A 13,327-nucleotide genomic window follows, 5' to 3' on the forward strand; every position below is an offset into this window, starting at 1 on the left:
CGAAATTTCTCCGTCTATTTATCAGACCAATTGTTATGTCAAAGTTAATGGAATTTTGTAGAAACCTTATTAAATAAAGAAAAAGACGTATGCCAATTCATACGTCAATTCTTGTGTCTTTTAATAAGAAAGCACCCGAAAACGGAACTCTTTAAGAATAGCTCTAGTCGGTTTTTTGGACGTTTCCCAGATTAGCTTTCTCGGGGCTTAATTAAATAATATTTTGTTATCGCTAAGTATTCCCGAAGATAGGATTTCGGGATGGCAATTGTCGGGGTTTTTGCAGGAAGACCTTCAACCTTTAAACCATGGTCTTTGGCAATTAATTTGGCTCGATAGATGTGAAAATCATTCGTTACAAGCAAACCTTTATTAAGATTGTCTGGGATCATCTTTTGTGAGAATTTGATATTCTCAACCGTAGAAGTCGATTTATCTTCGAGTATGATTCTTGCCTCATCGATTCCATGAGCAATTAGCCCAATCTGAATTGCTTCAGCCTCACTAATGTCCTCACCTGGACCTTTTCCACCCGATGCAATCGCAACCGTATTAGGGTTAAGCTTCAAGTAATCAGCTGCTGCATCAATCCGGTATTGAAGAGACAAGGATGGTTCAGTCCCTTTAACGCGAGCACCTAAGATGATGATGAATTCAGTACTTTTAGGAACCCCACTATTAATCTGCTCTCTTATTTTCATATGTAGAAAGGCAAAGTATATAAGCAAAATAATAAAGAATACACCCGCAACAACCAGCAACTTTTTACGTAAACTCATAACCTCAAATCCAATCATATAATAGTATAAGAGTGTTCAATAGCACTAAGATTATCCTACCATAAAACACAACACTGTCCACTGGAGACGTACACAAAGGCAGAAATGTCTTTCTGTGGTGACAGGCACCGTTGCATAAAAATTGTATAATCTTCTAAGAGGAAATGTAAGCGTTTCCAAAAATAAAGGCGGTGAATTTCAATAAAAACTGAAAATTTAGCACTTTTTTAGTTGAATAATTATTTGTGTGTATGTATAATAATGCATTATGTAAGCAACTTAGGAGTTGAATAAATTGAAAGCTGCAATTATTGGTGGAACAGGTTATGGATCGATTGAGCTAATGAGGTTGATTAACATGCACCCTTATTTAGAGGTTGGGTCCGTTGTATCCAACTCCCAGGCAGGAAATAGGTTTAGTGAATCGTATCCGCACTTAACTGGTAGTTACGATCAACAACTTGAAAGTTTTGATGCAGATTTCTTATCTGCTAACAATGATGTCGTCTTTTTAGCGACACCCTCAGGTGTCAGTAATAAATTAGTTCCGCAGCTAGTCGATAAAGGAGTAAAATGTATTGACCTTTCAGGAGACTTTAGGCTAAGGTCACAAGCTGAATATGAAAATTGGTATAAGCACCCCGCTGCGAAAGAAGAATATTTAAGCCAGGCAACCTATGGATTAAGCGAAATTTATCCAGAAGAAATTAAGTCATCTAAACTTATTGCTAATCCTGGCTGTTATCCAACAGCCTCATTACTCGGGCTCTTGCCAGTTGTAAAAGGTAAATTAATAGATAATAAGTCAATCATAATAGATGCAAAATCAGGCGTTTCAGGAGCAGGCAGAGGTCTTTCCTTAACTTCACATTACGCTGAAATAAATGAAAATCTTAAAGCCTATAAACTAGGGGCACATCAGCATATTCCTGAAATCGAACAGGTTCTTACTGATGAGAGCGATTCGCCGATTACCATCTCGTTCACAACGCATTTGGTACCAATGACACGAGGAATCATGTGCTCGATTTATGTGAATTTAACAGAGAATTTGACTTCAAAAGAAGTAAATGATTTATACAGCAAGTTTTATGAAAATCATCCATTTGTACGAATTAGACCAACAGGAAACCTGCCTTCTACAAAAGAGGTAAGCGGCAGTAATTTTTGTGATATCGGTTTACATGTTGATCAAAGAACGAATCGGCTAACGATTATCTCTGTTATTGATAATTTAGTAAAAGGGGCTGCCGGTCAAGCAATTCAAAATGTTAATTTGATGAATGGATGGGATGTCAGGACAGGTCTTGATAGCATACCAATTTATCCATAATAATAAATTGCTAGTTAACTAGCTTTTAAACGAGAATATTGAACTGAAAAGGGGGATTTATTTTGTTGCCAGCAATATCAAATAATCAAATCGCTGTACTTGAAGAAGAAAGTGTCACTTTGCCAAAGGGGTTTAAGGCAGGTGGCATGCATTGTGGTTTAAAACGAAAAAGGCTGGATTTGGGTTATATTGTTTCAGATGTTCCAGCAACGGTTGCTGGCGTATACACGACAAATATTTTTCAAGCAGCTCCACTTTTAGTCACTCAAGAAAGCATTGCAAAAGAAAATAAAATCCAAGCAATACTCGTGAATTCAGGTAACGCTAATGCTTGTACCGGTGAGCAAGGGTTACTCGATGCCTATGAGATGCAAAAAGAATTTGCAAGTGAGTTGGGGATTAAGGAACATTTTGTTGCAGTTACATCTACTGGAGTAATTGGTGAAACGCTGCCGATGGAAAAAATCAAAAAGGGGATTAACCAAATACTGCAGCCGCAAAATGTTTCTGAGACGAATTTTTTGCAATCTATTTTAACCACTGATACTTGCGTAAAGCATCTAGCAGTACAATTGAAAATCGATGGAAAAACCGTAAGCATTGGAGGAGCCTCTAAGGGTTCTGGAATGATCCATCCTAATATGGCAACCATGCTAGCCTTTGTAACCACAGATGCCAATATCGCACACGAGGATTTACTTACGGCGCTTAAAGAAATTACCAATCAAACTTTTAATATGATTACCGTTGATGGCGATACAAGTACGAATGACATGGTGTTGGTTATGGCCAACGGCTTAGCAGGTAATGACCAGCTTACAAAGAACCATCCAGATTGGGATATTTTCAAACAAGGCTTAAAAACAGTCAGTGAGGAACTTGCCAAGAAAATCGCAAAGGATGGTGAAGGAGCCACAAAACTAATAGAAGTTCAAGTCAACGGTGCATATAGCCTAAACGCTGCAAGAGCTGTAGGAAAAGCAATTATTTCTTCTAATCTTGTAAAAACCGCGATTTACGGCACAGACCCGAATTGGGGGCGTATTGTTGGGGCGATTGGATACAGTGGAGTAGCAGTAGAACCGAATGCAATAAAGGTTGCCATTGGACCCTATAAGGTATTCGAAAATGGCTTGCCATGTCCAATTGTGGAAGAGGATGTAAAAGAGTATTTGGAGCTTGATACAGTTAAAATCCTGGTGGAGTTAAACCAAGGTGAAAATAGTGCAACGGCCTGGGGATGCGACTTAACTTATGATTATGTAAAAATCAACGCATCTTACCGCACGTAAGGGGGATGAAGATGAATTATCTAGTCATTAAGTGTGGCGGAAGTGTGTTAGAAAATCTCCCAAGGTCATTTTATCAGGATGTCATCTCAATCCAACAATCTGGCAAATGGATGCCGATTATCGTTCATGGGGGTGGACCTTTAATTACAGGTTTACTAACCAACTTAAATATAGAAACAGAATTTATAAATGGATTAAGAGTAACGAACACCGAAGTTTTAGATATCGTTGAAATGGTCTTAAGCGGTTCGGTTAACAAACAGGTGGTCCGGAACATCATTGAAGCAGAGGGCAATGCATACGGTATTAGTGGTGTGGATGGCAGTTTGTTAAAGGCAAGGCCTACACCTGCTGCTGAAATACTTGGCTTTGTAGGAGAAGTGGTTGAAGTGAATAACGATGTGATCGAGGGAATTGTCAATCAAGGATATATTCCCGTCATCTCTCCTATCGGAATTGGTGCTGACGGACAAAGATACAATATCAATGGCGATATTGCAGCAAGTGCCATTGCCAAGTCATTAGGAGCAAATCTCTGTTTCATTAGTGACATTCCAGGAATATTAATTGAGAAAAATGGTAAGAAGATTAAGCTAGATAAAGTATCAAAGGCAACTGCAGAAGAACTAATAAATAATCAAACCATTTACGGTGGAATGATTCCAAAGGTAAATGCAGCCATTGATGGTTTGACTCATAAAATTCCTGTCGTTGGAATTATCGACGGTTTTGAGAAACATAGCTTGGTAGATTATGTAGATGGCAAAAATATAGGAACAAAAATTGTCTTAGAGGAGGAGATTGCATAATGGCACAAAATTCGTCGGTTTCCTCCATTTCACCAGTAATGGCAACCTACGGTCGATTCCCTGTCACCCTTGTAAAAGGAAAAGGGAGTTATGTCTGGGATGACCAGGGAACACAATTTTTAGATTTTACTTCGGGTATTGCCACCTGTAACCTTGGCCATGTTCCAGATGTTGTTAAAGCAAAGCTTGAGGAACAACTGCAAAGCTTATGGCATTGTTCAAACCTATACAACATCCCAAACCAAGAAAAACTTGCTGCGCTTCTTACAGCGAATAGCTTTGGTGATCAAGTGTTTTTTTGCAACAGTGGTGCTGAAGCAAATGAGGCGGCCATCAAGCTTGCGAGGAGATATTCTCAGAAGGTAAAGGGAACGGATTCTTTTCAAGTAGTCACCTTTCAGCAGTCTTTTCATGGAAGAACGTTAGCGACATTATCGGCAACAGGTCAAGAAAAGATTCAGCAGGGCTTTTTTCCTTTAGTACCCGGATTCCGCTATCTTCCTTTTAATGATGAAAAGGCACTTGAACAGCTTGATAAGCTCAAGCCAGCAGCCGTTCTGCTTGAATTGATTCAGGGTGAGGGCGGTGTCATTCCTGCTAAAGCAGATTGGGTAAAGAAGTTGGCAAAGATTTGTGAAGAGAAAGAAATCCTCCTCATGATTGATGAAATTCAAACAGGCGTCGGCAGGACAGGTACGCTTTTCGCATACGAACAATACGGTATAACTCCAGATGTGATTAGCGTTGCAAAGGGTCTGGGCTCAGGGTTCCCCATTGGCGCAATCATTGCAAAAGAAGAAGCGGCAAAAGGTTTTGAACCTGGTACCCATGGCAGTACCTTTGGCGGAAATCCACTAGCGACAGCTGCCGGGCTAGCCACGATCTCACATATAGTAGAAAGCAAGTTGTTAACTAAAGTGAATGAAACATCGGAATACTTGGAAAAACAATTAAAAGTACTTAAGGAAAAGTACTCTTTCATAAAGGAAATCAGAGGAAAAGGCTTGCTTATCGGAATGGTTGTCGACACAAACGCACTTGGAATTGTTCAAAAGGCAATAGAACACCAGCTTCTTCTACTTACAGCGGGACCGAATGTTGTCCGAATTTTACCTCCGTTAACTGTTTCGAAGGAAGAGATAAATGAATTTGTTACAAAGCTGGAAAAGACTTTCCAAAGCATTTAGAGGAAAAAATTTGAAGAAAGAGGTGTTGTACATGTCAAATGCGTATAATTTGAACGCGACAAGTTTTTTTAAAAAACCACAGTTTAAGGGGAAGAATTTTCTAAGTCTGACAGAATATCAAACAGACGAAATCCTTTACCTTCTTGAAGAAGCGAAGGAACTTAAAGCTCTGCAAAAGCAAGGGAAACAGCATCGCTATTTAAATGGCAAGGTTTTAGGGATGATTTTTGAAAAATCCTCTACCCGTACAAGGGTGTCATTCGAGGTGGGAATGCTTCAGTTGGGCGGCCATGCGATTTTCTTGAGTCCGAGAGACATGCAGCTCGGGAGAGGCGAGAGCGTTTCGGATACGGCCAAAGTTTTGTCTCGGTATATAGATTGTATAATGATTCGAACATTTTCACATAACACAGTAAAAGAATTGGCGGAAAATGCAACCATTCCAATTATCAATGGATTAACAGATTTGCATCATCCATGTCAGGCAATGGCAGATCTATTAACCATTTTTGAACATAAAGGGAAGTTTTCTGGTTTAAAGCTCTGTTATTTAGGTGATGGAAACAATAATGTGGCCCATTCATTAATGGAAGGCGCAGCTAAAGTTGGAATGGATATCAGTATTGCCAGCCCGGCAGGGTATCTGCCAAATGGGAAAATTACAGAAGCGGTAATCAAAGCAGGGGAACAAATGGGAAGTAGTGTTTTGATTACGAATGATCCCGTTGAAGCAATCAAAGACGCAGATGTTGTCGTTACAGATGTATGGACCAGTATGGGTCTAGAAGAGGAAGCTGCGATTCGACTAAAGGCATTCCAAGGATTTCAAGTAAATGCAGAACTTTGTCAGCATGCAAAAAAGGATTATATCTTTTTGCATTGTTTACCAGCACATCGCGGTGAAGAGGTAACAGCTGAAATTATTGATGGTCCTCATTCTGTTGTGTTTGACGAAGCGGAGAATCGCCTTCATGCACAAAAAGCAATATTAAAACTTTTACTAGAATAGTAGCAATTTTTATGCAAAGTGTTGTATAATAATTCTATTGGTTGAATAATAATACACATATATGTTAGGAGAATACACATGGCAAAGGAAAAAGTCATCTTAGCCTATTCAGGCGGATTGGATACATCGGTTTCAGTTAAATGGATTCAGGAAAAGTATGGTTATGATGTCATTGCCTTAGGTCTAGATGTTGGCGAAGGTAAGGATTTAGAGGCAATCAAGCAAAAGGCGCTAAATGTTGGTGCAATCAAAGCATATATGATCGATGCGAAAGAATTATTAGCAAAAGAATATATTTTACCAGCTTTAAAGGCTAATTGTTTATATGAAGGGAAGTACCCGCTATCCTCTGCACTATCCAGACCGCTTATTTCAAAATTACTAGTAGAAGTGGCTGAAAAAGAAGGGGCAGCAGCTGTTGCTCATGGATGTACGGGAAAAGGCAATGATCAAGTTCGTTTTGAAGTTTCTATTCAAGCCCTAAATCCAAACTTAAAGGTAATCGCACCCGTTCGTGAATGGGGAATGACCCGTGATGAGGAAATTAAATATGCCGAGGAAAACGGGATTCCGATTCCAGTCGATTTAGATAACCCGTTTTCGATTGATGCAAATATTTGGGGGCGCGCTTGTGAGGCGGGTGTACTTGAGGACCCTTGGGCCGAGGCGCCAGAGGCAGCTTTTGACTGGACGAATCCGCTTGAGTCAGCACCAGATCAGGCTGAGTATTTAGAAATTGAATTTGAAAAAGGTGTTCCTATTGCACTAAACGGAGAAAAGTTGCCATTAGTTCAATTAATTGAAACCTTGAACGAGCTTGGTGGCAAACACGGTGTTGGCCGAATTGACCATATTGAAAATCGATTAGTTGGAATTAAATCAAGAGAAGTATATGAAAATCCAGCAGCTTTAATATTAATTAATGCACATAAAGAACTAGAATTTCTCACATTACCTCGTGAGGTAACACAGTTCAAAACACAGGTCGAGCAGCAAATGGCGAAGGTTATTTATGAGGGACTATGGTTTTCACCAATAAAAAATGCACTGGATGCGTTTATTGAAGAGACGCAAAAGAATGTGACCGGGACGATTCGTGTTAAGCTTATGAAGGGCAATCATATGGTAGTTGGCCGAAAATCTCCATACAGCCTTTATAATGAAGAGCTAGCAACCTATTCAAAGGGCGATGCCTTTGATCACAACGCCGCAGTCGGCTTCATCAAAATTTGGGGCTTACCAACAAAGGTTTATGCAGAGGTAAATAAAGAGGAAAAGGTACTAAAATAATAAACGTTTGCCCTTGAATTTTGTGTTCAAGGGCAAACTTCTTAGTTTTTAGGAGGAATAAAAATGTCCAAATTATGGGGCGGACGATTTACAAAAGAAACCAATAAACTAGTAGAAACATTTACTGCATCAATCTTATTTGATCAAAAATTAGCGAATGAGGATATTGCCGGCAGCATCGCCCATGTTCAAATGCTAGGTGAGTGCGGAATCATTCCAACAGAAGATGCAGAGGTAATAAAAAATGGCCTACTGGAAATAAAAAAGATGATTGATAATAATGAAGTAGACTTTTTAGTAGAACATGAAGACATTCACATGAATATTGAAAAACTTTTGATTGATAAAATTGGACCTGTTGGAGGCAAACTGCATACAGGACGAAGCCGTAATGATCAAGTGGCAACGGACATGCACTTATACTTAAGAACAAAGACAACGGAACTAATAAAGCTGATTGAAAATGTGCAGCAAGCCTTAATTGACCAGGCTAAAGAAAATCTGCATACGCTGATTCCCGGATACACCCACTTGCAACGGGCGCAGCCTGTTTCATTCGCTCATCATTTAATGGCTTATTTTTGGATGTTTGAACGTGACAAAGAGAGATTAATGGACAGCTTAAAACGTGTGAACTGGCTACCACTAGGTGCAGGAGCATTGGCGGGAACGACCTTTCCAATTGACCGTTCACGGGTTGCTGAGTTACTTGGGTTTGAAACGATTTATCCAAACAGTATGGATGCGGTCAGTGACAGAGATTTTATCTTGGAATTCCTTTCGATTGGCTCAATCATTATGACACATATTTCCAGGTTTTCTGAAGAGCTCGTGATTTGGTCAAGCCAGGAGTTCCAATTCGTTGAGTTAGATGACTCGTTTTGCACGGGGTCGAGCATCATGCCGCAAAAGAAAAATCCGGATGTACCTGAATTATTAAGAGGAAAAACGGGACGGACCTATGGCAATTTAATTGGACTACTCACCGTGCTCAAAGGGTTGCCGCTTGCCTATAATAAGGATTTACAAGAAGATAAAGAAGGAATGTTTGATACGGTCGAAACCCTTGAAGGTTCACTTATGTTATTGGCACCGATGATTGATACGATGACGGTTAATAAAGACGTGATGAGAAAGGCGATTAATAATGATTTTTCCAATGCGACCGATATTGCCGACTATTTGGTAAGAAAAGGATTACCATTCCGGGAAGCACATGAGGTCATTGGGAAAATTGTTTTATATGCGATACAGCAGCAAAAGTTTTTGCTCGATTTGAGCTTTGAAGAGTATCAGGAATTCAGCCCGTTATTCGAGGATGATATCTATAAGATTTTGTCCCCAGAACATGTTGTTGCAGTGAGAAATAGTTTTGGCGGAACCTCACCTGAGCAAGTAAAAGCTCAAATCAAGCTTGCAGAAGGAAAACTAGAAAGATAACAATGCATGCCACCTATTCCTGGTGGTTTTTTTCATTTCGGTAACCAATAGGGCGTTGTTGCATCATCCATTTAATTTGTATTAATAACAAAAACTTTAAATAATTCGGTACAAATTTCAAAAAATATTGACTATTTAAATAGAATCATCTAAAATCGGATAAATAACTAAAAATATATCAAACAATTTAATAAAACTCTTATCCAGAGTGGCGGAGGGACATGGCCCGACGAAGCCCGGCAACCATCAAGGTAATCCTTGAAAAGGTGCTAATTCCTGCAGGTTATTTATTAACCTGAAAGATAAGGGGAGGAATCTAAATCCCTCTTCTTATGAAGAGGGATTTCTTTTTGTTATGTACTTTACTTTATTTAAAGGAGTGTAAAAGCATGTCAGTAATTAAGGTGGCAATATTAGGGTTTGGAACAGTTGGGGAAGGAGTTTATCGAACCATTCATTCTCACCAAGAGGAGCTTACAGCTGTTCTAGGTAAGGAAGTAGAGGTTGCAGCAATACTAATAAAGAATAAAAATAAAGAAAGAGAAATTTCAAATGCGATCCTGGTTACTGATAGCTTTGATGAAATATTACAACTGCCACAGCTAGATGTTGTAGTTGAAGCGATTGTCGGAAAAGAACCAGCGGTTTCGTATTTGAAAAAGGCTATTAATAGTGGCTGCCACATTATTACTGCGAATAAAGAGATGTTTGCACACCACGGAAAAGAATTACTCAAGCTTGCAGAGGACAATAATGTTTCGGTTGGTTTTGAAGCCACTGTTGCTGGCGGAATACCAGTCATCCAAACGCTAAGGCAATTACTAAAAATTAATCGCGTTCACCAAATTCAAGGCATCCTAAATGGGACTTCAAATTTTATCCTAACAGAAATGCGAGAAAAGAAGCAGTCCTTTACGGAAGCCCTATTATTAGCACAAGAAAATGGCTTTGCAGAAGCAGACCCAACAAATGATGTTGAAGGGTTTGATGCATTTTATAAAACCATGATCCTAAGCAGAATTGCCTTTGGGGAAGAGCCAAATTGGAAGGATGTTGAGCTTGAAGGGATCACCACCATAACAAGTGAACTCATAGAGACAGCGGAAAAACTCGGTTTGCGATTTAAGCATATAGCAAGTATTAGTAAAGAAGGAAGTCAAATAAATGCAATCATTAAACCAACGCTAGTCGATAAATCACATCCTTTTTATCACGTTGAGGGAGTGCAAAATGCAGTAAATATCCAGTCGGATATCGTTGGAGGTATTACCTTACAAGGACCAGGTGCGGGAATGTTTCCAACTGCAAGTGCGGTCATTGAAGATTTAGTATTCGTATGTCAAAACGATACGAACAATAAAATCTCGAGACCTGTCGCTAATTCTTTTGGAGAAAAGAAAACTGAGTTAAAGGAATACTGGTTAGTCCACGGACTGACAAAGAAATATTTAAACACCACGGTATCCTTTATTCAGGATGTATCAGATGAGACCTACATCATTAATGGTACCAAAAATAATGTTGAACAGATATTTAGTCTTCATAAGCCTCTCTGTTATTTTCCGATAATTGGAGAGTTTAAAACGTTAATAAATGCATAGTAGATTCATTCAGTGGCTATTAAAGTGAATGAAGAGTCCTAATAAGGGCTCTGTCTTTTTTTATGGCTGTGTTAAACTTGGCTGTTGATGGGAGCTCCAGGCACTTCGCTTTCCGCGGGCAGTCCGGGAGCCTCCTCGTCGCTACGCTCCTGCGGGGTCTCCCGTGACTTGCTCTTCCCGCAGGACATTGAATAGGCTTCCTTGAATATTCACCGCACGAAGGAAATGCGATAGCATTTTCGAGGAGTTTTTCGTGCCTTCCGCTCCAATCAACAGAGTTAGTAAAATCAACATTTACCTTTAACACAGCCTTTTTTACAAAAGTAAATGATCAGTTATCCAGCCGTATATGCATAAGAAGAGGACCATTTTTCAAAGTGTTCGACAGACTTTTCACATTAGCTACAGTAATATGTAAAGAAGCAGGAAAACCTGCTCCTTTATTTTTTATGGTGGTTATTTTCTCTTTTTGTTGGTTACGCGCTGATTAGCTGCGTTTGCCCGTGCAGTTGCCTCAAGATCTGCTTGATCAGCGAGCTCTGCTGAATACTCCACATCAATACCATCTGATTTCATATTCTTTGGTACCTGTGGTAGTGAGCCTTTATTTTTATCGCGAGATTTATGTCCGTGTGAACGTCCCATTACAAAAACCCCTCTCAAAGTTTAATCCTAAAGGAACTGTAGAGGTTCCCATTACTAGCATTTACAATTTAGAGGGGTTCATGAATGGAAAAATTTAATGTTAACAGTGTTAAAATTAAAGCTTCGTTTTACTGTCGGTATAACCGCCTGCACGATCAGCCATTTTAAAATCGCGCTGGTATAATACCTCTTGGGTACTTGATAAATTGTATTTTCCTTTGCCTAAATCTTTTTTCTTTTTTCCTCCCATATTGCTCATTCCTTTCACCATTTTTTTGTTAATGCTAAACAGCTTATAGTAAAAATAAAGCACAATATGTACTCTTTTCCATTTTTGCCTATTAGGATGGGAATGATACTTTTTATGAGAAGATTTTTTATATAAACTGAAATTCCATTAAAGTCATGGCATAAAGATTATGGTAAAGTATTGATGAGGTGAATGCTGTGGCCATTATTACGAAAATCACCACACAGAAAAAAAATCAAGATCGTTTTAATGTTTTTATGGATTATGGTAAAGGGGAAGAATATGCTTTTAGTGTCGACAGTGAGGTTCTAATAAAATTCCAGCTGAAAAAAGGAATGGAGCTTGATGACCTTTCGTATTTAGAGGTTCAATATCAAGATGACATACGAAAAGCATACAACCTAGCGATTCATTATTTAGCGAGAAGAATGAGGTCTGAAAAAGAAATTAGGGACTATCTCGTGCAAAAGGAAAAAGAAGAACCCGTTATTAATGAAGTTATTCATAAATTACTTTCTCATAAATACATTAACGATGAGGAATATGCACTTTCCTATGTGAGGACACAAATAAATGCCTCGGATAAAGGACCAGATGTCATTCGAATGGAATTAAAGGAACGGGGAATTAACGAGTTGGCTAGTCAAATGGCGTTAGCTCAGTTTCCTCTTGAGCTACAGATTGAAAAGGCAACAAAAATATACGAAAAGTCCTTTCAGAAGAATGCAAGGGATTCACAGCGAATCATCCACCAAAAGGCTGAAAATTTGCTGCTTAGAAAAGGATATCCCTTCGACATCATTAATATTGCAGTCCAGGAAGCTGAAATGGACAAGGACATTGATGAGGAAATGGAAGCCATTAAATACCAGGGAGAAAAAGCTCATCGGAAATTTAGTGGCTATACTGGGTATGAGTATGAACAAAAAATGAAGCAAACGCTCTTTCGAAAAGGCTTTTCAATGGAGTTAATCGAAAAATTTATAGAGGATGTAAAAAATCATGACGACTAAGTCATGATTTTTTACTTTCAATAATGATCGTATCTTGTTCTAATTGTTCGAAAATGATTTCAGCAACTTCCTTGGGCGTACGGAAGCGCGAGGTATCCTTTACGTGGGTGCTTCCCTCCCAAAATGGCGTATCCATTCCCCCCATATAAACCGCGTTAATTTTCAGCTGACTACCTTCATATTCTTTTTGCAGACTCTCCGTAAATCCTCTGATCGCAAATTTACTTGCAGCGTAAACGGCCTCATTAACCTTTCCGCGTAATCCTGCAGTGGAAATGATGTTCATGATTCTACCTTCACCATGCTTCTGCAATAGAGGTAACACAGCTTGAGTCATGAGGATCGTGCCCAGTACATTTGTTTCAAGCATTTCACTGATTTGCTGACTGCTAAGATCCGCAAAAGGTCCAAAGTGACCCACACCAGCGTTGTTTACCAAGCCGTAGATACTGTGAGACTTCGAAAGATCTTCACATCTACTTAAAACATCGGATACATTGCGAATATCTAAAACAACAATTTCAGCTGTTCCGCCAAGCGATTCAATCATATTTTTTGTAGCAGTTAATTTTTTAGAGGATCTTCCAATTAATAACAGGTGATAACCTTGCTGTGAAAATAGAATGGCTAATTCCCGGCCAAGGCCAGAACCTGAACCAGTTACAATAATTGTTTTCAA

General features: G+C 39.1%; 13 protein-coding genes and 1 riboswitch. Of the genes, 9 read left to right on the forward strand and 4 right to left on the reverse strand.

Going from position 1 to position 13,327, the window contains the following annotated elements; all coding sequences use genetic code 11:
• Positions 1-191: 191 nt before the first annotated feature.
• On the reverse strand, positions 192-779 hold the full coding sequence (locus tag NSS81_RS17335; protein ID WP_342429921.1) for a YdcF family protein: 588 nt from the start codon (positions 777-779) through the stop codon (positions 192-194).
• Positions 780-1,074: 295 nt separating this feature from the next.
• On the opposite strand from NSS81_RS17335, the gene argC reads away from it, so the two are divergent.
• From argC to NSS81_RS17375, 8 genes are all read left to right on the forward strand, one after another.
• Complete coding sequence (gene argC, locus NSS81_RS17340; RefSeq protein ID WP_342429922.1) at positions 1,075-2,112, forward strand: N-acetyl-gamma-glutamyl-phosphate reductase; 1,038 nt, start codon at positions 1,075-1,077, stop codon at positions 2,110-2,112.
• Positions 2,113-2,177: 65 nt separating this feature from the next.
• Entirely contained in the window at positions 2,178-3,404 is a 1,227-nt protein-coding gene (argJ, locus tag NSS81_RS17345; protein ID WP_342429923.1) for a bifunctional ornithine acetyltransferase/N-acetylglutamate synthase, read from the forward strand.
• A gap of 11 nt (positions 3,405-3,415) precedes the next feature.
• Positions 3,416-4,213, forward strand: a complete 798-nt coding sequence (gene argB, locus NSS81_RS17350; protein WP_342429924.1) for an acetylglutamate kinase — start codon at positions 3,416-3,418, stop codon at positions 4,211-4,213.
• Positions 4,213-5,400: an acetylornithine transaminase gene (locus NSS81_RS17355; protein WP_342429925.1), complete on the forward strand. Its 1,188-nt coding sequence runs from the start codon at positions 4,213-4,215 to the stop codon at positions 5,398-5,400. The genes argB and NSS81_RS17355 overlap by 1 nt, the downstream gene beginning before the upstream one ends.
• Before the next feature lie 31 nt (positions 5,401-5,431).
• Positions 5,432-6,409, forward strand: coding sequence for an ornithine carbamoyltransferase (gene argF, locus NSS81_RS17360; RefSeq protein WP_342429926.1), 978 nt, complete (start codon positions 5,432-5,434; stop codon positions 6,407-6,409).
• Positions 6,410-6,487: 78 nt separating this feature from the next.
• Entirely contained in the window at positions 6,488-7,699 is a 1,212-nt protein-coding gene (locus NSS81_RS17365; protein WP_342429927.1) for an argininosuccinate synthase, read from the forward strand.
• 63 nt (positions 7,700-7,762) lie between these two features.
• Positions 7,763-9,139 (forward strand): argininosuccinate lyase, encoded by a 1,377-nt coding sequence (gene argH / locus NSS81_RS17370; RefSeq protein ID WP_342429928.1) that lies wholly within the window; start codon positions 7,763-7,765, stop codon positions 9,137-9,139.
• A gap of 196 nt (positions 9,140-9,335) precedes the next feature.
• Positions 9,336-9,448, forward strand: a riboswitch (SAM riboswitch).
• 80 nt (positions 9,449-9,528) lie between these two features.
• Positions 9,529-10,740: a homoserine dehydrogenase gene (locus NSS81_RS17375; RefSeq protein WP_342429929.1), complete on the forward strand. Its 1,212-nt coding sequence runs from the start codon at positions 9,529-9,531 to the stop codon at positions 10,738-10,740.
• A gap of 456 nt (positions 10,741-11,196) precedes the next feature.
• Here NSS81_RS17375 and NSS81_RS17380 read toward each other — a convergent pair whose 3' ends face one another.
• Together NSS81_RS17380 and NSS81_RS17385 are read right to left on the reverse strand one after the other, a co-directional pair.
• Entirely contained in the window at positions 11,197-11,385 is a 189-nt protein-coding gene (locus NSS81_RS17380) for a YfhD family protein (RefSeq protein ID WP_342429930.1), read from the reverse strand.
• Between the two features lie 115 nt (positions 11,386-11,500).
• On the reverse strand, positions 11,501-11,635 hold the full coding sequence (locus tag NSS81_RS17385) for a YfhE family protein (protein WP_342434062.1): 135 nt from the start codon (positions 11,633-11,635) through the stop codon (positions 11,501-11,503).
• Between the two features lie 197 nt (positions 11,636-11,832).
• On the opposite strand from NSS81_RS17385, the gene recX reads away from it, so the two are divergent.
• Positions 11,833-12,648: a recombination regulator RecX gene (gene recX / locus NSS81_RS17390; protein WP_342429931.1), complete on the forward strand. Its 816-nt coding sequence runs from the start codon at positions 11,833-11,835 to the stop codon at positions 12,646-12,648.
• Between the two features lies 1 nt (position 12,649).
• On the opposite strand, the gene NSS81_RS17395 is transcribed toward recX, so the two are convergent.
• A complete protein-coding gene (locus tag NSS81_RS17395; protein ID WP_342429932.1) occupies positions 12,650-13,327 on the reverse strand; it encodes an SDR family oxidoreductase in 678 nt (225 codons plus the stop codon).

The sequence above is a fragment of the Neobacillus sp. FSL H8-0543 genome (assembly GCF_038592905.1).
In the GTDB taxonomy this organism is placed as follows: Bacteria; Bacillota; Bacilli; order Bacillales; family Cytobacillaceae; genus Neobacillus.

Bases quoted from the DNA above. Each gene is read 5' to 3' on its own strand.
- NSS81_RS17355 (WP_342429925.1), top strand. From the start codon at position 4,213: ATGGCACAAAATTCGTCGGTTTCCTCCATTTCACCAGTAATGGCAACC.
- argB (WP_342429924.1), top strand. From the start codon at position 3,416: ATGAATTATCTAGTCATTAAGTGTGGCGGAAGTGTGTTAGAAAATCTC.
- NSS81_RS17375 (WP_342429929.1), top strand. From the start codon at position 9,529: ATGTCAGTAATTAAGGTGGCAATATTAGGGTTTGGAACAGTTGGGGAA.
- NSS81_RS17380 (WP_342429930.1), bottom strand. From the start codon at position 11,385: ATGGGACGTTCACACGGACATAAATCTCGCGATAAAAATAAAGGCTCA.
- NSS81_RS17335 (WP_342429921.1), bottom strand. From the start codon at position 779: ATGAGTTTACGTAAAAAGTTGCTGGTTGTTGCGGGTGTATTCTTTATT.
- NSS81_RS17385 (WP_342434062.1), bottom strand. From the start codon at position 11,635: ATGGGAGGAAAAAAGAAAAAAGATTTAGGCAAAGGAAAATACAATTTA.
- argH (WP_342429928.1), top strand. From the start codon at position 7,763: ATGTCCAAATTATGGGGCGGACGATTTACAAAAGAAACCAATAAACTA.
- NSS81_RS17365 (WP_342429927.1), top strand. From the start codon at position 6,488: ATGGCAAAGGAAAAAGTCATCTTAGCCTATTCAGGCGGATTGGATACA.
- argF (WP_342429926.1), top strand. From the start codon at position 5,432: ATGTCAAATGCGTATAATTTGAACGCGACAAGTTTTTTTAAAAAACCA.